Genomic DNA, 19,073 nt, shown 5'->3' on the forward strand with positions numbered 1-19,073 from the left:
AAATCACTGTAGTTAAATAAATGTATGTTTCAAAGCTTGCATTAGATCATTTTCGTTCGTGGAGCAATTGTGTACTCGACTTTTCCCCAAAAATTAATATTCTATTAGGTTCAAACGGTTTAGGTAAAACTAATATTGTTGAATCGTTAGAAGTTATTTCAACGGGAACAAGTCATAGAGTATCTTCTTTAATGCCATTAATAGAGATAAATCATAATTGCGCTACAATACGTGCAAATGTTAAGGATTTTAACAATACTTTTAATAGCAATACTTTAGATAGTTCAAATGATTTAAACGAAACAACATTTGAGCTAAGCATTAATCTAAAGGGTGCTAATAGAGCAAGGATTAATGGTAAAAAATCTCTATATATGAAAGATATAGTTGGCTTAGTTCCTTGTGTTTCTTTTACTCCAAGAGACCAAAATTTGATTGTTTCAGATCCTACTGTTAGAAGAACATTCATTGATCAAGCTGGAGCATTATTAATACCAAACTATTTGCCTATTTTGCAAGAATATAATCATATTGCAAAGCAGCGTTCTGCACTATTAAAAAGTTTATCTAATAATTATTCACCAAATTCAATGAATAATTACAATACGGTTTCTGATTTAGAAGTATGGACTGCTAAATTTATTGAAGCTGGAATAATTCTTACAAAATTACGCAAACAAATAATAGAGTTACTTAATAATGTTTTTTCAAATATTGTTAAGCATCTTTCTAACTCATCTAATTTTGCTTCAATCGAATATAATCCTTCTTTTAGTGAGATTGATTTTAGCGAAAATAATTTTGAAGACGATTTTGAAGACGATTTTGAAGAAAGTAATGATAATTCTATTAAACTTGCGATTAGTGAGCATTTTCAAAGAATTTATAATGGAGAAGTTGCAAGAGGATACAATCTAATAGGGCCTCATCGAGACGATTTTACTATATTTCTTAATGATTATAATGCAAAAGAATTTGCTTCAAACGGTGAATCCTGGACTCTTGCATTAGCGCTAAAAATGGCTTTATTTAAGTCATTAGAAAAAAAGAATGGAAAAAAACCTATTGTTATTTTAGATGATGTTTTTGCACAACTAGACGAGTCTAGAAGAAAACAAATTTTAGAATTTGCAAAAAATCAAGATCAAGTTTTTATTACTGTTGCGTCTTTAAGTGATATACCAAAAGATAAAAGTGTGTTGGAAAACTCGATTATTGATGTTTCTAAAATAGCAAAAAATCAAAATGAAGATGACTCTAAATCTTTAGAAAACAATATTGATATTAGTCATAAAATTTTATTGGAAAATATTGTTAATAGTCGTAAAAATAGTGTTGATTATATTGAAAATAATCAAAATAAATCTACTGACTTAGGGGATATTAGATGAAAATTCCCGTAAATAAAATACTAAAATTAGATACAAGAAAGCTTCCAGAACTAATTTTTACGCCTATTAAAAAGAAAGCAATAAAAAAGGTAGTTAACGAGCAGAATGCTTATAAAGCTTTAGAAAGTTTTGGAAAACCTGGTAGAGATCCACAAAATCTTTATTCTTTACTTGCAAATTTTGCTAATCAAAACAATTGGAATGAGCAACTTTCTATAGCAAAAATGCGCGAAGATTGGTGGAAAATAGTTGGAAAAAGCGCATCATTGAATTGTTATATAGACAAAATAAAAGATGGCGTTTTAATTGTTAGAACAAAATCAAATGTTTGGTATACACAACTTAGCTATTGCAAGCCTATGCTTGAGAAAAAAATATTTGAATATTCTAAGAATATTAATATTAAAGAAGTCAAAATAGTTGGCCCATCTTTGCAAAAAACAGGCAAAAAATCAATAAACAGTAGGTTTAATATTAAGAATCACTAATAATGGCTCTTAATAAAGAGCGGTCATTATGCATGTGTAGAATGTTATGTAATATAGTTAAATCGCTAGAAGACCCTTTTTTGTGCTTTCTAGCGTGTATCGACCTCGTAAATGCCTCTTGGCATGAGGTAATACGGGAAGGGATCTAAAGTGTTAAACACTGAAGATAATTCAATGGAAAATTCTGTTGAAGAACATAAACTAGATGATGCTCAGCTAGATGATTCACTTTCTCCTGAACATTATGATGCTAGTGATCTTCGAGTTCTAGAAGGATTGGAAGCAGTTCGAATTAGGCCAGGTATGTATATTGGTTCAACTGGTCCTAGAGGATTGCATCATCTTGTATACGAGATTGTAGATAATTCGGTTGATGAAGCTTTGGCTGGTTATGCTTCTCACATTGAAGTGACAATTTTGCCAGACAATGCAATAAAAGTTGTGGACGATGGGCGTGGTATTCCAGTTGACGAAGTGCCAGGCGAAGGTGTTTCTGGTGTTGAAACAGTTATGACTAAGCTTCACGCTGGCGGAAAGTTTGGCGGCGGCGGATACGCTGTTTCTGGCGGCTTGCACGGCGTTGGTATATCTGTTGTTAATGCTCTTTCTACGCGTGTAGAAATTGAAGTTCGTCGTCAAGGATTCCATTGGACTCAAACGTATGTAGATCAGCATCCAACTGCTCCTCTTAAAAAAGGTCAGCCAATGGAAGATGGTGAATCTACGGGAACTTCTGTAACGTTCTGGCCAGATGGCGCAATTTTTGAAACAACTACATATGATTTTGAAACTTTGCGATCTAGATTCCAGCAAATGGCTTTTCTTAACAAGGGATTGAAGATTTCTCTAACTGATTTGCGTAAACCAGATGAAGCAGGGGACGAAGTCACTGGAGAAAATGAATCAATTAGCGAAGAAAAGCATCAAAGCGTTAGCTACAAGTATGATCATGGAATTAAAGATTATGTTGACTACTTGGTTAAATCGCGTAAAGCTGTTCCTGTAGAGCCAGATGTTATTGATTTTGAGGCAGAAGATCTTGAGATTGGTATTTCTGCAGAAATCGCTATGCAATGGACTGTTGCATATTCGGAAGCGGTGCATACTTTTGCAAACACGATTTCTACTACAGAAGGTGGAACTCACGAAGAAGGATTCCGTGCTGCGCTTACTACATTAGTAAATCGTTATGCTCGAGAAAAGAACATATTAAAAGAAAAAGATACTAATCTTTCTGGAGACGATGTTCGAGAAGGCTTAACAGCAGTTGTTTCCGTAAAGCTTACAACTCCACAGTTTGAAGGTCAGACTAAAACAAAGCTTGGTAATTCCGAAGCTAAGACTTTTGTTCAGCGAGTTATGACCGAAAAGCTTGGAGATTGGTTCGACGCTCATCCAAGTGAAGCAAAGAACATTATTCAAAAAGCAATTGAAGCATCGCGTGCGCGTCTTGCAGCTAAGAAAGCTCGCGAAAATACGCGTAGAAAGTCGATTTTTGAAACTGCTGGAATGCCAGATAAATTGAAGGATTGCCAGTCTAATAATCCAGAAGAATGCGAGCTGTTTATAGTGGAGGGTGATTCCGCAGGTGGCTCCGCAATTCAAGGACGAGACCCTATTACTCAAGCAATTTTGCCATTGCGCGGTAAGATTTTGAATACTGAGCGCGCATCAATCGACAGAATGATGAAGTCGGAAACTATTGAATCATTAATTACTGCTGTTGGTGGCGGTTATGGTGAAGACTTCGACTTAAGCAAAGTTAGATATCACAAAGTCATTATTATGGCTGATGCTGATGTTGATGGTGCTCATATTGCAACATTGAATTTAACACTGTTCTTCCGTTATATGCGTCCAATGATTACAGCAGGCTACGTTTACGTTGCAATGCCTCCGCTTTATCGTTTGAAGTGGAGCAAGGGTGCGCATGATTTTGTTTATACGGATGCAGAACGAGACAGAGTTCTTGCAGAAGGTAAAGCTGCAGGCAGACAACTTCCTAAAGGCGAAGGCATTCAGCGATACAAGGGTTTGGGTGAGATGAGCTATCAGGAATTGTGGGAAACAACAATGGACCCTGAGCACAGAATCCTAAAGCAAATTCATATTGAAGATGCTGCTCGAGCTGATGAAACTTTCTCAATGCTTATGGGAGACGAAGTGGAACCTCGTAGGCTATTTATTCAACGTAATGCTCACGATGCAAGATTTATTGACGCTTAAAAAGTCAAAAAATTGTCAATAAAAGCATTTAAAGCAAATAAACTTAAAGCTAAATAAAAAGGAATTACAGTGGTAGACGAAATAAATGCCGCTAATAATAGCGAAGAGCCAAATCAGTTGCCTGATGGTTCAATGGAACCACAAAGCCCGCAAGAAGCAGATAGTACTGATTATGGCTTAATGAAAGGTGCTCGCGTAAAGCACATGGATTTGCAACAAGAGATGCGCGAATCCTACCTTGCTTATGCGCTTTCTGTTATTGTTGAGCGAGCTTTGCCAGATGTTCGAGATGGCTTAAAACCAGTGCATCGTCGCGTTATTTACGCTATGTATGATGGCGGATATAGGCCAGATCGAGGGTACAACAAGTGCTCTCGTGTTGTTGGCGATGTTATGGGTAAGTACCACCCTCATGGTGATTCTGCTATTTACGACACTTTGGTTCGTATGGCTCAATCTTGGTCAATGCGATACATGCTTGTTGATGGCCAAGGAAACTTTGGTTCTCCAGGTGATGATCCTGCAGCAGCAATGCGTTATACGGAATGCCGCATGGCGCCTCTTGCTATGGAAATGGTTCGAGATATTGACAAAGATACTGTTGATTTCTTGCCAAACTACGATGGTAAAACTCAAGAGCCAACAGTTTTACCATCTCGTTTCCCAAATCTTTTAGTTAATGGTTCTGCAGGTATTGCTGTTGGTATGGCAACTAATATTCCACCTCACAATATGCGCGAGGTTGCCGATGGCGTACATTGGGCTTTAGATCACCCAGATGCCAGTAATTCCGAACTTCTAGAAGCTTTAATTCAGCGAATTAAAGGTCCTGATTTTCCTACTGGAGCAACAATCTTAGGTCATAAGGGAATTGAGCAAGCGTACCGTACGGGTCGCGGCTTAATTACAATGCGCGCTGTTGTTAATACAGAGGAAATTAAGGGTCGTATGTGCTTGGTTGTTACTGAGCTTCCATACCAAGTTAATCCTGATCGTTTAGCTGCCTCTATTAGGGAAGCTGTGAGAGATGGAAAGATTCAAGGCATTGCAGATATGCGCGATGAAACGTCTGGCCGTACTGGTCAGCGTTTGGTTCTTGTTCTTAAGCGAGATGCTGTTCCAAAAGTTGTTTTGAACAACTTGTATAAGCATTCGCAATTGCAACAAACTTTCGGCGCTAATATGCTTGCGCTTGTTGATGGTGTTCCTCGCACTTTGAGTTTAGACGCGTTTATTCGTCATTGGGTAAGTCATCAGCTTGAAGTTATTGATAGGCGTACACGCTACTTAAAGCGAGAGGCCGAAGAGCGAGATCATATTTTGCAAGGCTATTTGAAAGCTTTGGATATGATTGACGAAGTTGTTGCATTAATTAGATCTTCTAAAGATGTTGAAACAGCTCGCACTGGTTTGATGAATTTGCTTGACGTTGATGAAGTTCAAGCAGATGCTATTCTTGCAATGCAACTTCGTAGACTTGCAGCTTTGGAACGTCAAAAGATTCTCGACGAGCATGAAGAATTAATGCGCAAGATTGAAGATTACAACGATATTCTTGCAAGCCCAGAACGTCAGCGTAAGATTGTTGGCGATGAGCTTGACGAAATCGTAGCAAAATATGGAGATGAGCGCAGAACTAAGATTCTTCCATTCTCGGGAGAAATGAACGTTGAAGATCTTATTGCCGAAGAAAACGTTGTTGTAACAGTTACTCGCGCAGGCTATATTAAGCGCACAAAAGCAGATGAGTATCGCGCTCAGCACCGCGGAGGTAAGGGTATTAAGGGAGCAAAGCTTCGTGAAGATGATGTTGTAGATCACTTCTTCTTAACATCTACTCACAATTGGCTTTTGTTCTTCACTAATCGCGGACGCGTTTACCGCATTAAAGCATATGAGCTTCCAGAAGGATCAAGAGATTCTAAAGGTCAGCATGTTGCAAATCTTCTTCAATTTACTCCTGGAGAAACAATTCAAGCGGTATTGTCAATTCAAAATTATGATGTAGCAAAGTATTTGGTATTGGCAACTCGTTCTGGAAAAGTTAAGAAAACTGCTTTGCAAGAATATGATTCTCCACGACAAGGTGGCTTGATTGCTGTTCGACTAATGGCAAACGAAGAAACTGGGGAGCCAACAGACGAGCTGATTGGTGCAGCTTTGTGCAACCCAGAAGACGACATTATTCTTGTTTCTAAACTTGGTATGAGCCTTAAGTTTAGAGCAGATGATGAGCAACTTCGACCAATGGGCCGTCAAACTGCAGGCGTTCAAGGCATGAGATTTAGAGAAGGCGACGAACTGCTGGATATGGATGTTGTGTCGGTAGATACAAGCAAAGATCTTCTTGTTGTTACAAACGAAGGATTTGCTAAGCGTACAGCTATTGAAGAGTATCGTTTGCAAGGAAGAAACGGCTACGGTGTTAAAGCGGTACAGCTTACAGAAGGCCGCGGTTCTTTGGTTGGTGCTTTGATTGTTGAAGAAACAGATCAAGTAATGGCAATTATGAAGTCTGGTAAAGTGATTCGTTCCGACGTTAACGAAGTTAAGCGCACAGGTAGAACCACTCAAGGCGTGACTTTAGCAAAGCCAGATAAGGGTGATGAAATCATCTCTATTGCTCGAAACGAGGAAAGAGATGATGATGAAACTCAAAATGAAGAATCATCAGAAAAAACTATTGGAAGGAACTTAGATGAGTGAAGATTTTGAAGTATCCAATAGCAAAGTTAGTGGAGAATCTAATACTAGTTCTCCAAGAACAGTAGGTGCAACAGCTACGTCTTCTTCTAATGCATATAGCGTTAGAAAATCTACTCAACCAAGAGCTAGAAGGATGAGTCTTTCCCTAGTTAGAGTAGATGCTTGGAGTGTTGCAAAAGTAACATTTTTGCTAAGTGTTGCTGGCGGAATAATACAAGTTATTGCAGCGGGATTAGTTTGGCTATTTCTAAACATGATTGGTGTTTTTGATCAAGTAACACAGATCGTTTCATCAACAGGCTTAGATAGCAACGGTTTTAACCTTGCAGACGTGTTTTCTTTGCCAACTGTTTTAAGTGCTGTAATAATTTTTTCTGTTGTAGAAATAGTTATTGCAACATTATTATCTGCAATTGGATCTTTGCTTTATAACGTTGTTGGATCATTAGTTGGTGGAATTCACTTAACTCTTGGTGATGACTAAAGCAAAAAGCACGTATAATTAATGATTTAATCTCATAAAATTAATCCCCACTAAACTTTAAGTAGATTAGTGGGGATTATTTTTATAAAAATTATTTATAAAAATTATTAAACAAACTATTTTTTATAAGATAGATCTCGAATATCTTCCAAAATTTTAATCATTTTTTCTTCGCGATCTTTGCGTTTTTCTTCATCACTCTTTTCTTTTTCAAATTGCAAGAAAGGAAGACCAATCTCCCTTAACTTGTTAATAGGAAGAACAATGCAAAAATAAACAGCTGCAGCAACAATAAGGAAGTTTAAGATTGATCCAATAACTGCACCAAAAGAGATTGTTGCACCGTTTATTGTTATTGTTAAAACACCATCAAGATCTGGCTTTCCACAAATTATTGCTATAAGTGGATTAATAATGTTTTTAACAATCGAAGTAACAACGGAAGTTACGGCGCTGCCCATAACAACACCAACCGCCATGTCGATTACACTACCTCGTGCAATGAATTTTTTGAAACCATTAAGCATAGAAAATCCCTTCTGCTATTTGATATTTGATGTCTATTTGATATCTATATTATTTTAATTTTCTTAATATTTTGTTGTAGATAAAACTATTACTTTTAGATAGATTAAGAATAGACAAAACAAGTATTGGGTACATTATTGCAGAAGTTAAAACATCACTAGGGAAGTGCGCTGCAACAACAAGTCTAGAAATTGCAACAATAGCAACAATAATAATGCTAACGATTAATCCAAGCCTTAAGAAAGACTTATTTGCAATATAAATAATCATAAGAGCCATTGAACAAATAGCTACTGCTGCTGCAGTGTGACCGCTTGGAAAACTTGGATCTGGTGGAACTTTAATTTTTACACCAATAAATGGCCTAGGCCTATGAACTATGAATTTAACAGCAAAGATATAAATCATTGGCAAAAGGCAAGTCGCAAGCTGTATTAGAGTTATGCGCCAATCTCGTTTTATAAAATAAGAAACAACAGCCAAAATAAAAAGTATAACAATGCATGATTTTGTGGAAAAAACTATTGCAAGCAATTTAGAAAGAGCCATTATAAAAGACGGAGAATAGTTGTGGAAAAATGCTACGATTCCTGCTTCAAAAGATCTTTCTGCACTATTAACAAGCAAAAGTTTTCCAATTAACGGCACTAAAATCGCAAGAAGTATAACAGTAGAACACTTCTTATTATTAGTTATATAGAACTTTATTTTTTCTAAAAATTCGTAAAGCTTATTTTTTTGATTCATAATTAAAGATTACACTTAGAAATATATAATAAACTTGTAATATTAAATTGGTTTATAAGTTTTATTTGTTTATTTTGCATAATTTTGTAAAAATGTAGTATATAAACAAGTATGTAAATAAATTTAGCAAACGCATGTTTGGTATTTAGATGTGATTTGTACACCGTACGAGGTGACGAGTAGTATGAGGAAAGGTAGAAAGGGTTTACAATGAGCGTGCTTGACAGACTTGAGAAGAGCGTTGAAGGTGCAATGAATGGAGTCTTCGCAAAATTCGGGTCTAAAGACTTGCAACCTGTTGATCTTTCTAGTGCATTAGAGCGAGAAATTGATAACCAGTCTATGCCAATTGATCGCGATCGTACGGTTGCGCCAAATGAGTATCACTTTAAGCTTAGTACTCCAGACTTTGATCAGCTTGGTAGTGAAGCTTTAGCAAATGAGCTTGCGGATAATCTTACACAATATGCAAAAAGTCAGCATTATGCTTTTGTTGGCCCAGTTGCAGTTATTTTTGAAGAAGATACTGATCTTACAAAAGGTAATTTCAATTTGACTTCTGATTCTGTTCCAGGAAACGCTGTTCCTGTAACAACTCAAGAGCAGTCAGAAAATCATCCAATGCTGGAGATTAATGGAAATAGGTATTTGCTAACAAAAGATCGCACAATATTAGGCAGAGGTTCTGGTTGCGATATTGTTATTGATGATCCTGGAATTTCGCGTAGACATCTTGGAATAGACGTTACACCAGATGGTGTTATTGCTAGGGATCTTGGATCCACTAATGGTACTTATGTTGAAGGTCATCAAACTCCAGCAGCAACGCTGTTAGATGGAAACACTATTACTATTGGGCGCACCCGTATTCTTTATTGGGCTTCGGATCAAGATCAGGAGTAGTAGACGAATACGTAAAGAGATACGAGTACACGCATGATATTAACCGAGTTGACTTTTGCTATACTTAAGTACAGTTTTTTAGTACTTTTGTGGGTATTCGTATGGTTTGCTGTTCGATCTTTACGAAAAGATATTGAAATTTTTAGTCCTAAAAAGTCTAAAGCTTGGAAGAATAAGTCTCATCGCAGACCAAATCCTTCTAATGATGAATCTTTAAGAAATAACAATATTGCTTCTGCTAATTTAGAGAAGAATAATCAAGCTGAAATGCCAACTTTGCTTGTTATTATTGATGGTCCTTTAGCTGGTTCATCGTTCCCGTTGGAGCCTTCTGGCGTAACTCTTGGAAGATCTGCAAACAATACGGTTGTTCTAAATGACGAGTTTGTTTCTTCTCATCACGCGCGCGTGTATTTTAATCAATCTGTAAATTCTTGGGTTCTTGAAGATTTAGGTAGTACTAACGGAACTATGATAGGTCATAGTAGAGTTAATGAACCTGTTGTTTTGCCTCCGCGCAAGTCTGTGCGAATCGGAGCAACAATGTTTGAATTGAGGTGAGTAAATGGCGCAATTCGATTCAAACATTGAAGATAAAACAAGTAGTCAAAAACAGCAAGATCAAGTTGATTCTGCAAGTAATAACGTTTCAAGTAGTGACGTTGCAAATGTTGTAAGTAGTGAGGCCGCAAATAGCAGCGATGCAAATAATAATCCAGTAAATAATGCTGTAAAAAGTGAAAAAAGCAGCTTAAATAAGGCCTATTTTATAGACAAAGCGTTGTTTATGTATTCAACAGCTGTTAGCGACGTTGGTACTGTTAGAAGCAATAATCAAGATTCTGCGTTTGCTGGAGAAAGATTGGCTGCTATTTGCGATGGTATGGGCGGGCATGCTGGAGGAGATACTGCTTCTACAATCGCAATTAGATCTTTAACACACATTGAACAAGATTCAAGACCAAACGATGTAAAAGCTGTTTCTTCAATGATGGAAACCTCGATTATGGCAGCACACGACGCAATTGTTGGTAAAGCCAAAAGAGAACGCAGACTTGCTGGCATGGGAACAACAGTAACAGCTGTTTCTTTAGTAAACGGATATTGGGTTCTTGCGCATTTGGGTGATTCTAGAGCGTACTTGTTGCGAGATAATCATCTTATAAGAATGACTTGCGACCATAGTTACGTTCAACATTTAATAGATACGGGTCACATTACGCCAGAAGAGGCAAGAAATCATCCGCAGCGAAATGTTGTTATGCGCGTTTTAGGTGATTTTGACATTGACCCAAGGCCAGACGTTGCTATTAGACAGGCACACCCTTCTGATCGTTGGCTTTTGTGCTCGGATGGTGTGTGTGGAGTGTTAGAAGATTCCACAATTCAAGAAGTTATGAGCACTGTATCTAATCAAGAAGAGTGTGCTCAAAAACTTGTTTCTATGGCGCTTAAAGCTGGAAGCACAGATAATGCGACTGCTGTTATAGCAGATGCAACTTTGGCACTAGACGCAGATGCTTTTGATTTGCCTCATCAAACGCCATTAATTGGCGGTGCTGCAAGCAAAGATTTAGAGTCTATAGCAGATATTGTTAATAAGGCTGTTTCTTCTACGCCACCATTGCGTGAAGGTAAGGATTCTCCTGCTCAAAGAGCTGCTGCTCTTATACAAACAGATTCAAAATCGGAAGAAAAAGATGAGAAAATTGCAGAAACCACTCGTCTTGTGCAGCCTTCGCATTTAAGAAACGAAGAGGAGTTAAGGTCTACAGACACAAACGAGATTCCTATTGTAAAAAAGAAGAACGGTAGAATATCAACAGATCCTAGGGATCCAGATGTTCAGCGTGCTGTAAAGAGAGAACAAGCAGAAGCACACAAAGCAAATAGAATTAGAAGAAGATGGATGAGAATAGGTGTTGCTTTTGCAACGCTTGTTGTGTGTGCGATTGTTGCTTGTGGAGCTTATCTTGTTTATTCTTGGACTCAAAAGCAGTACTACATTGGCAAGGGAAACGGCAAAGTAGTTATTTACCAAGGTGTTCCTACTAACATATTTGGATTAGAGCTTTCACACCAGATTGAAGAAACAAATATTAAAGTCAAGAATCTGGATAAGTCTTGGCAAGATCAGCTTGATGAAGGTATTAGCTTTAGCAGTCTTAAAGAAGCAAGAGGTCATGCAAGGCTAATTGGAAGAGAAATGCGCGCTCGAGAAAGCGAGAAGCGTGGTAATAAGCCAAAAAGTATTATTTCTAATTCAGATAATAAAGACGGAAATAATAGTGGAGTTGTAGATTCAAGCAATGATTCAGGAGGTAAAACCTCGTGAACATGTTTAGTATGCGCATTAAGCAAATATCTTTGCTTCTGTTTTCTGTAATTATATCTTCAGTAGCATTTTTACAAATGTTTCTAAGGATTGATGGATTCGTTCCAGCAAACTATGTTGGTATGCTTGTTCTAACAACGGCGTTATACCTTGTTTTGTGGGGCGTTTTGATTGTAAAAAAGCCTTATTCTAGTCAGGTAATACTCCCTTGTATTCTTCTTCTTACAGCTATTGGAACTGTTATGATTGCAAGAATAGATAAACAGCACAACACTAATGTTGCTATGAAACAGCTTATTTGGGTTTGTGTTGCTCTTGTATTATCCATAATTTTTGTGATGGTTCTAGAAGATTATAGGATTCTTAGAAGATTCTCGTACGTTAGCATGGTGATTGGTCTTGTTCTCCTTTTATCTCCAATGCTTCCAATAATCGGTAAGGAAATTGGCGGAGCGAGAATTTGGATTGGCTTTGGAAACCACACTATTCAGCCAGGAGAATTTGCAAAACTATTCTTAGCTTTCTTCTTTGCAGCATACTTGTTTGATCATAGAGACAGACTTGCAGTTGGTGGAACAAAGATTTTTGGAATTCATCTTCCACGATTCAAAGATATGGGTCCTATAGCGCTTGTTTGGGCTGCTTCAATGTGTGTGCTTGTTGTGCAACACGATTTAGGAACATCATTAATGTTCTTTGCAATGTTTGTTTCTATGCTTTACGTTGCAACTGGAAGAAAAGGCTGGCTTGCAATAGGCTTTATAGCATTTATAATTGGATGTTTAGTTGCTGTTAAGCTTTTTGCACACGTTCAATACAGAGTTGACGCTTGGCTTAATCCATACGACCCCGTTATTTACAACAGATTCCCAGGTGGGTCTGCTCAAATTGTTACTGGATTATTTGGCCTTGCTGCAGGAGGCATAACTGGAACAGGATTAGGCCAAGGTCATCCTTCTTTAACTCCACTTGCTAATTCCGATTTTATTTACGCTTCGGTTGGGGAAGAATTAGGATTAACTGGTTTGTTTATAGTCTTAATTCTTTACATGATTATTATTGCGTCGGGCATGATTACTGCTATGAAGATTAAAGACGGTTTTGGAAAGCTTCTTGCATCTGGTCTTGTTTTTACAATGGCGTTCCAAGTATTTACTGTTGTTGGCGGAATCACGCTTGTTATTCCACTTACTGGCTTAACAATGCCTTATATGGCAGCTGGTGGTTCTTCTCTAGTTGCTAACTATTTGCTTGCATCTATTTTGATTGTTATATCTAATGCTGCTAATAAGCCAGAGGCTGCTATATCGTCTGATACTTTCCAATACGAAGCTTTAGCTGCTCTTAGGGAAAGAGAGCTTAAGCAAAGAGAAAATAAGTCCTCTAATCTTAACTCCTCTAATCTTAAAGAAGATGGGGGTGAATCTTATGAATAAATGTTTGAAGCAGCTTTTTAGTGCAGTAATTGTGTTGTTTGTTGTTTTATGTATTTCTAGCACGTATATAACATCTATAAAAGCAAACGAATTAAATTCTGATCCTAGAAATAGGCGCGCGCTATATCACGAATTTGGCGCTCCAAGAGGGGCAATTCTTGCATCCGATGGAACTGTTTTAGCGAAATCAGATCCATCTAAAGATGCATTCGTGTATCAAAGGTCATATTTTAACGGCCCTGCTTATGCTCCAATAACGGGTTATTATTCAATAAGTCAAAGAGCAGATAGAGGAATAGAGGCTTCTAGAAATCAGCTTTTAAGTGGAGAATCCGACGCGCTATTCCTTCAAAAGTTTAAGTCTCTATTTACAGGAGCGGAAAACAGAGGTGCTTCTATAGAAACATCTATTAACACTAAGCTTCAAACTCTTGCATACAATTTGTTAAAAGACAAGAATGGCGCTTTAGTTGCAATAGAGCCAAAAACTGGAAGAATACTAGCAATGGTTAGTACGCCTAGCTACGATCCTTCTTCTCTTGCATCTCACAATGTTGCTTCAGCAAACAGAGCATATAAGGATCTTATATCTAACATATATAATCCAATGCTAAATCATTCAATATCTGAACTTTATGCTCCTGGTTCTACTTTCAAAACTGTTGTTGCTGCAACAGCGCTAGAAACTGGAAAATATGATTTAAATACTTCGATTCCAGCTGGATCTTCGTACACTCTTCCAGGAACGCAAACTCATCTTACAAATGTTGTTCCAAGCGCTAGCGGATCGAATGGTCAAATATCTTTTGAAGATGCTTTAGCTTATTCTTCAAATACTGCATTTGCACAACTAGGAGTTTCTTTAGGAGCAGATGCGATTGTTAAGCAGGCTAAAAAGTTTGGATTATTTAGCTCATTTACTTTAGACGGATCTGATTCAACAGGATTCCCAATGAGAGTTGTTGCGTCTTTGCTTAATCAAAAGCCAACGCAAGATAAGCTTGCTCTTCAGTCGATTGGTCAGGGAGACGCTAGGGTTACTCCTCTTCAAAACGCTATGATTGCAGCTGCTATTGCAAATAATGGAACACTTATGAAGCCAACGCTTGTTGATTGTGTAAGGTCTAGTGACTTGTCTGTTATTTCTCAAACAACGCCTACTGTTATGAGTCAGGCTTTAAGCGCGCAAAGTGCTGCAAAACTCAATGCTATGATGCAAAGTGTAGTTGTAAAAAGTAATCAAAATCTTTCTTTGCCAAATGTTGCTGTTGCAGCAAAATCGGGAACAGCACAAATTGGGTTTAGAAATCAAGCTATTAATGGATGGGTTATTGGATTTGCTCCTGCACAAGATCCTAAAATAGCTGTAGCAGTTGTTATTCACAACGCTAGTACGTATGGAACGCTTACAGCAGGGCCAATTATGAGACAGGTGATGAAGGAGGCGCTTAAGCAATGAAACTTGTTGAAGGACAGTTAGTTCATCATCGATACAGACTAGATAGAAGACTTGCACAAGGAGGCATGGGAGAAGTCTGGAAGGGCTTTGATATACAGCTCGGCAGGATTGTTGCCGTTAAAGCGCTTAGAACCGATACAAGCAATGTTGAAGCTAAATTACGCAGACTTAGAGCAGAAGCACATAATTCAGCCAATCTTGCTCACCCAAACATTGCAGCGTTGTTTGACTACTACGAGCATGATGGCATTGGCTTTTTAATTATGGAATATGTTCCCAGCAAGTCTTTAGCAGACTTATATCATAAAGAAAAAACTGTTGAGCCAACGCGATTGCTGCCTATACTTATTCAAACTGCAAGAGGTCTCTTTGTTGCACATTCCCACGGCGTTATTCATAGAGATGTTAAGCCAGCAAATATTATGGTTTCCGAAACGGGAAGCGTAAAGATAACAGATTTTGGCGTTTCGTACTCTAGCGACCAAGAACAGATTACTCAAGATGGAATGGTTGTTGGAACAGCTCAATATATTTCCCCAGAGCAAGCTCAAGGAGAGCAAGCAACTGCCCAGTCCGATATTTATTCTCTTGGAGTTGTTGCATACGAAGGACTTTGTGGGCATAGGCCATTTACTGGAACTACGCCTGTAGATATTGCAGCCGCACACGTTAATGACCCTGTTCCACCTCTTCCAGATAGTGTTGACCTTCAATTAAGACAGTTTGTAATGTCAATGCTTTCTAAGAATCCAAAAGATAGACCTAAAGACGCTCTTGTTGTTTCAAAAGTGCTTGCAAAAATTGAACGAAGACTTTTGGATCAGCAAACAGCGTTTAACAATAAAAACACAATAGATTCTTCCAATGCTCAGCGCATTAAACGCAGCGTTAGAAGTGTTCCAAAAACACAAGTTAATATTATTAACATTTTGAATAATAACGACCGCAAGGAGCAGCAATGAGTAACACAATGCCTACCTCATTAGCGAATGGACGGTACCAATTAGGTGAATTGATTGGCCGCGGTGGAATGGCCGAAGTGCGAGTCGCAGAAGATAAGCGCTTGGGTCGTACCGTTGCTGTTAAAATCATGCGTTCTGATTTGGCAAATGACGAAATCTTTTTGTCTCGTTTCCGCCGAGAAGCACATTCTATTGCGCAAATGAATAACCCAAACATAGTGAATATCTATGATTCTGGAGAAGAGTCTGTTGTAGACGACAATGGCGTAGAAGAGCATTTGCCGTATCTTGTTATGGAATATGTTAAAGGAAAAACGCTTCGCGATATTCTTAAGATGAATGGCGCTTTAAGCCAGCGTGATTCTGAGCAGGTTATGCTTGGAGTTTTGAACGCCCTGGAGTATTCGCATAGAATGGGCGTTATTCACCGAGATATTAAGCCTGGAAATATTATGATTTCCGAGCAGGGCATTGTTAAGGTTATGGATTTTGGAATCGCAAGAGCGCTAGACGATTCTGCAACAACAATGACACAATCGCAAGGTGTTGTTGGAACTGCGCAATATTTGTCTCCAGAGCAGGCTCGTGGAGAACAGGTGGATATGAGATCCGACTTGTATTCTGCAGGATGTGTCTTATACGAGATGCTAACTGGAAGGCCGCCTTTTACTGGCGATTCTGCAGTTGCAATCGCATATCAGCATGTTTCAGAAGTTGCAACTCCTCTAAGTACGCTTGTTCCAGGTCTTCCTTCAATGTGGGATAAGATTTGCGCAAAAGCAATGGCAAAAGATAGGCAGAATAGGTATGCAACGGCTGCTGAATTTAAGAACGACATATTAGCGTTTATGAACGGCGGTGTTCCTGTTGCAGCAGCATTTAATCCGCTAACAGATTTAGCTAATATGCGCGCAAGAAAGCAGGCAGAGCAGAATGCTGCAACTCAAGCTATTGGAGCGGCAGACACTGCCTCTACTCAAAGTTTTGGCGCGATTACAGGCCAGTTTGATGCGTATCCAAATACGGGCTACAACACAAGAGCTGCTCAGCGCGCTGCAAATCAGGCAAAAAGAAGTAAGCGCATTGTTATTGCTTCTGTTGTGTCTGCGATTGTTTGCGCGATTGTTGTTGGCGGAATTCTATTTATGCTAAATCGCAGTAAGCTAGCTGGAGATATTGTTGTTCCAACATTTAGCGAAACTACAACTCAAGATGCTGCTAAAGAAAAGCTTCGCGCGCTTGGTCTTATTCCAGATATTTTGGAAGACGATAAGTCTACTAAGCCAGAAGGTACTTTTACCAAGCAATCTCCTAAAGGTGGAGAAAAGGTTGCGTCTGGGTCTAGAGTTAGCGTTTGGTTCTCTATTGGTCCTCAATCAACTAAGGTTCCAGATGTTACTGGAAAGTCGCAAGAAGCGGCTAGAAAAGCTCTTGAGCGTGCAGGATTTAAGATTTCTAACGTTAGAGTGGAAGATAGTACAGACGTTAAAAAGAATCACGTTACTAGAACTGACCCAGTTGCAGATTCGTTTGCCGATAAAGGTTCAATGGTAACTTTGTACATTTCTTCTGGCTTAACTAAGGTTCCAGATGGAATGGTTGGGCAGTCCAAAGATATTGTTGCTGGAGAATTGCAAAATCTTGGATTTACTGTTAATACCGTAGAAGAAGAATCCGACACTGTTGCAGAAGGAATGGTTACTAAAATGAATCCGTCTTCTGGAGCTGCTGTAAAACCTCATAGCGCTATAACTGTGTATGTTTCTAAAGGAAAGCCTAAGGTAGAAGTTCCTCATGTTGCTCTTGGAACATCAACGTTAAAGCAAGCTAAGCAAATACTAGAAGCAAAGGGCTTTAAGGTTGTTGCTGATGGCTCCGCTACAGATGACGATATTGTTGATAGTATGTCGGAAAAGGAAGGGTCTAAGATAGATAAAGGCTCTACAATAACGCTTACTGTAAAAACTCCTCAGCCTTCTGTAGACACCACTACAAAGCCTGGAAGAACTTCAACATCTGACTCATCTTCTACAACAACAAGCGATAGTGATAAATAACAAGAAGCCGCCTAGCTTGCCGTTGTTTTAACGGTGCTAGGCGGCGTTTTGTATTTAACTTGTAAGCTATTTAACTTGTAAGCTACTAAGATTAATTAATAGTTTGTGTTTTAATAAGCTGTTTTAATAAGCTATCAAACCAATGATTTATAAGCTGCTTGTAATCTAATAAGCTAGAAAACTAATTAGATAAGTAAACTGTAAACTAATAGATTCCTAGCTTATTAGTAGCGATTTAATAAATCGTTGTTGTGTATGCAGACATTTCTCTTAAGAATGGAATTGTTGCCGAAGCAAACGGATATATCCATTGCATAAGAATTGCAACTGCTGTTACGTAGATTAGTGCACAAAGAACTAATCTTATTGGCAAAATACCAGGCTGCAAGCGCATAAGTCCGCCAAAAATGCTAAATTCTGGCTTTGGCTTTAATCCAGTTCGAATTTGACGTCTTAGAGGCCACTGCCAAGCTATAGCTGCTGCAGCGAAGATAATAATGTACGCAACTATAGCAATAAGCATAATTGGCACAAGTGAATCTAGCTTAGAAACCAAAGACTGCTGTTCGTTGTTTACAAACTTAACTTGACCGTTTGCATCTACTGTAGAAAGCTCTTTAGGAATACCGTCGGAAACCTTAGCCCAATAATCAAACTCGCCAAAGCTAATAAAGCGGAACTTAGGAGTGGAATATTTTGGCTCACAAGTAACAAGCGTAATCATGCGCTTTTTAGGATTCTTGCTGTGATTTATTGGGTCTTGATCAAGAACTTCACTTTGATCTGGTCTAACAATCTTGTGAGTAACGTACTTATAAACGAACCAATAATCTTTTGTGCGAATAATAATAGGATCGCCCTTTTGGAATCGGTCAACGTCTGCTAAAGGCTGACCGTAACCATTTCGGTGACCACTAATAGCCAAGTTTCCAATTTCTCCTGGCATTTCTGTTTTAGGGAAGTGTGCAAGTCCTCGCCTATTTAATATTTCTAGGCTAACGCCTTCAACAATATTGCGCTCCCATTGATCGCCAAACCTAGGAATGTATGCTCGAGCAACAAGTTCTCCATACTTTACTTTTTGCAATTTAGGAGGATCGTCTACTTGAGGAAGAGCAATCTTGGTTTTTTTACCAGCAGCAGGATTCTTCCACGAAACAGCCTCTCTGGTTTCAAACTGTACATGCTCGGATTGAGCGCCCGTCCACCACATTTGCCAGACAATGTACAATGCGCAAACAACTGCAAAAGCTATAAGAAGTTCTCCAACAACGCCAGCTATTGTCCAAAGTGCGCTAGCCTTTGTTGCTTTGGCTTCGCTACGTTCGTGCTTGTAGTTAGAACGCTTCAT

General features: G+C 38.5%; 15 protein-coding genes. 12 read left to right on the plus strand and 3 right to left on the minus strand.

All coding sequences use genetic code 11. The features are described from left to right. Positions 1-20 precede the first annotated feature (20 nt). The 5 genes from recF (at position 21) to HXT23_RS05910 (ending at position 7,295) form a co-directional block, all read left to right on the plus strand. Positions 21-1,391, plus strand: a complete 1,371-nt coding sequence (recF, locus tag HXT23_RS05890) for a DNA replication/repair protein RecF (protein WP_016635507.1) — start codon at positions 21-23, stop codon at positions 1,389-1,391. Next, the gene (locus tag HXT23_RS05895; protein ID WP_004131181.1) at positions 1,388-1,879 is read left to right on the plus strand and encodes a DciA family protein; all 492 of its coding nucleotides are present in this window, start codon (positions 1,388-1,390) and stop codon (positions 1,877-1,879) included. Before recF ends, HXT23_RS05895 begins: the two co-directional genes overlap by 4 nt. A gap of 150 nt (positions 1,880-2,029) precedes the next feature. Continuing rightward, positions 2,030-4,105 (plus strand): DNA topoisomerase (ATP-hydrolyzing) subunit B, encoded by a 2,076-nt coding sequence (gene gyrB / locus HXT23_RS05900; protein ID WP_032812864.1) that lies wholly within the window; start codon positions 2,030-2,032, stop codon positions 4,103-4,105. Between the two features lie 69 nt (positions 4,106-4,174). Next, positions 4,175-6,811: a DNA gyrase subunit A gene (gene gyrA, locus HXT23_RS05905; RefSeq protein ID WP_016801861.1), complete on the plus strand. Its 2,637-nt coding sequence runs from the start codon at positions 4,175-4,177 to the stop codon at positions 6,809-6,811. Next, on the plus strand, positions 6,804-7,295 hold the full coding sequence (locus HXT23_RS05910) for a DUF3566 domain-containing protein (protein ID WP_016635510.1): 492 nt from the start codon (positions 6,804-6,806) through the stop codon (positions 7,293-7,295). The genes gyrA and HXT23_RS05910 overlap by 8 nt, the downstream gene beginning before the upstream one ends. 116 nt (positions 7,296-7,411) lie before the next feature. Here the strand turns inward: HXT23_RS05910 and mscL are convergent, their stop codons facing one another. Then, a complete protein-coding gene (gene mscL, locus HXT23_RS05915) occupies positions 7,412-7,822 on the minus strand; it encodes a large conductance mechanosensitive channel protein MscL (protein ID WP_016635511.1) in 411 nt (136 codons plus the stop codon). 49 nt (positions 7,823-7,871) lie between these two features. Continuing rightward, a complete protein-coding gene (locus tag HXT23_RS05920; protein ID WP_016635512.1) occupies positions 7,872-8,570 on the minus strand; it encodes a phosphatase PAP2 family protein in 699 nt (232 codons plus the stop codon). 210 nt (positions 8,571-8,780) lie between these two features. Between HXT23_RS05920 and HXT23_RS05925 the strand changes: the two genes are divergently transcribed. From HXT23_RS05925 to pknB, 7 genes are read left to right on the plus strand one after another with little or no spacing between them, the layout of a single operon-like run. After that, a complete protein-coding gene (locus HXT23_RS05925; RefSeq protein ID WP_004131193.1) occupies positions 8,781-9,473 on the plus strand; it encodes an FhaA domain-containing protein in 693 nt (230 codons plus the stop codon). Between the two features lie 33 nt (positions 9,474-9,506). Next, a complete protein-coding gene (locus HXT23_RS05930) occupies positions 9,507-10,034 on the plus strand; it encodes an FHA domain-containing protein FhaB/FipA (RefSeq protein ID WP_004131195.1) in 528 nt (175 codons plus the stop codon). A 4-nt stretch (positions 10,035-10,038) separates the two neighbouring features. After that, positions 10,039-11,808 carry a PP2C family protein-serine/threonine phosphatase gene (locus tag HXT23_RS05935; protein ID WP_422112838.1) on the plus strand — a complete coding sequence of 590 codons (1,770 nt, stop codon included), beginning with the start codon at positions 10,039-10,041 and terminating at the stop codon, positions 11,806-11,808. Next, positions 11,805-13,244 (plus strand): FtsW/RodA/SpoVE family cell cycle protein, encoded by a 1,440-nt coding sequence (locus HXT23_RS05940; RefSeq protein ID WP_050567583.1) that lies wholly within the window; start codon positions 11,805-11,807, stop codon positions 13,242-13,244. Before HXT23_RS05935 ends, HXT23_RS05940 begins: the two co-directional genes overlap by 4 nt. Next, the gene (locus HXT23_RS05945) at positions 13,237-14,703 is read left to right on the plus strand and encodes a penicillin-binding transpeptidase domain-containing protein (protein WP_032815136.1); all 1,467 of its coding nucleotides are present in this window, start codon (positions 13,237-13,239) and stop codon (positions 14,701-14,703) included. Before HXT23_RS05940 ends, HXT23_RS05945 begins: the two co-directional genes overlap by 8 nt. Beyond that, positions 14,700-15,665 (plus strand): serine/threonine-protein kinase, encoded by a 966-nt coding sequence (locus HXT23_RS05950; protein WP_004131203.1) that lies wholly within the window; start codon positions 14,700-14,702, stop codon positions 15,663-15,665. Before HXT23_RS05945 ends, HXT23_RS05950 begins: the two co-directional genes overlap by 4 nt. Continuing rightward, positions 15,662-17,722 (plus strand): Stk1 family PASTA domain-containing Ser/Thr kinase, encoded by a 2,061-nt coding sequence (gene pknB / locus HXT23_RS05955; RefSeq protein ID WP_016635517.1) that lies wholly within the window; start codon positions 15,662-15,664, stop codon positions 17,720-17,722. The genes HXT23_RS05950 and pknB overlap by 4 nt, the downstream gene beginning before the upstream one ends. A 235-nt stretch (positions 17,723-17,957) precedes the next feature. On the opposite strand, the gene HXT23_RS05960 is transcribed toward pknB, so the two are convergent. After that, entirely contained in the window at positions 17,958-19,073 is a 1,116-nt protein-coding gene (locus tag HXT23_RS05960; RefSeq protein WP_016635518.1) for a class E sortase, read from the minus strand.

This window comes from Gardnerella sp. DNF00257 (genome assembly GCF_049262745.1).
GTDB lineage: Bacteria > Actinomycetota > Actinomycetes > Actinomycetales > Bifidobacteriaceae > Bifidobacterium > Bifidobacterium piotii.

Bases quoted from the DNA above. Each gene is read 5' to 3' on its own strand.
- mscL (WP_016635511.1), bottom strand. From the start codon at position 7,822: ATGCTTAATGGTTTCAAAAAATTCATTGCACGAGGTAGTGTAATCGAC.
- HXT23_RS05925 (WP_004131193.1), top strand. From the start codon at position 8,781: ATGAGCGTGCTTGACAGACTTGAGAAGAGCGTTGAAGGTGCAATGAAT.
- HXT23_RS05960 (WP_016635518.1), bottom strand. From the start codon at position 19,073: ATGAAGCGTTCTAACTACAAGCACGAACGTAGCGAAGCCAAAGCAACA.
- pknB (WP_016635517.1), top strand. From the start codon at position 15,662: ATGAGTAACACAATGCCTACCTCATTAGCGAATGGACGGTACCAATTA.
- recF (WP_016635507.1), top strand. From the start codon at position 21: ATGTATGTTTCAAAGCTTGCATTAGATCATTTTCGTTCGTGGAGCAAT.
- HXT23_RS05950 (WP_004131203.1), top strand. From the start codon at position 14,700: ATGAAACTTGTTGAAGGACAGTTAGTTCATCATCGATACAGACTAGAT.
- HXT23_RS05910 (WP_016635510.1), top strand. From the start codon at position 6,804: ATGAGTGAAGATTTTGAAGTATCCAATAGCAAAGTTAGTGGAGAATCT.
- HXT23_RS05930 (WP_004131195.1), top strand. From the start codon at position 9,507: ATGATATTAACCGAGTTGACTTTTGCTATACTTAAGTACAGTTTTTTA.
- HXT23_RS05945 (WP_032815136.1), top strand. From the start codon at position 13,237: ATGAATAAATGTTTGAAGCAGCTTTTTAGTGCAGTAATTGTGTTGTTT.
- HXT23_RS05935 (WP_422112838.1), top strand. From the start codon at position 10,039: ATGGCGCAATTCGATTCAAACATTGAAGATAAAACAAGTAGTCAAAAA.
- HXT23_RS05920 (WP_016635512.1), bottom strand. From the start codon at position 8,570: ATGAATCAAAAAAATAAGCTTTACGAATTTTTAGAAAAAATAAAGTTC.
- HXT23_RS05895 (WP_004131181.1), top strand. From the start codon at position 1,388: ATGAAAATTCCCGTAAATAAAATACTAAAATTAGATACAAGAAAGCTT.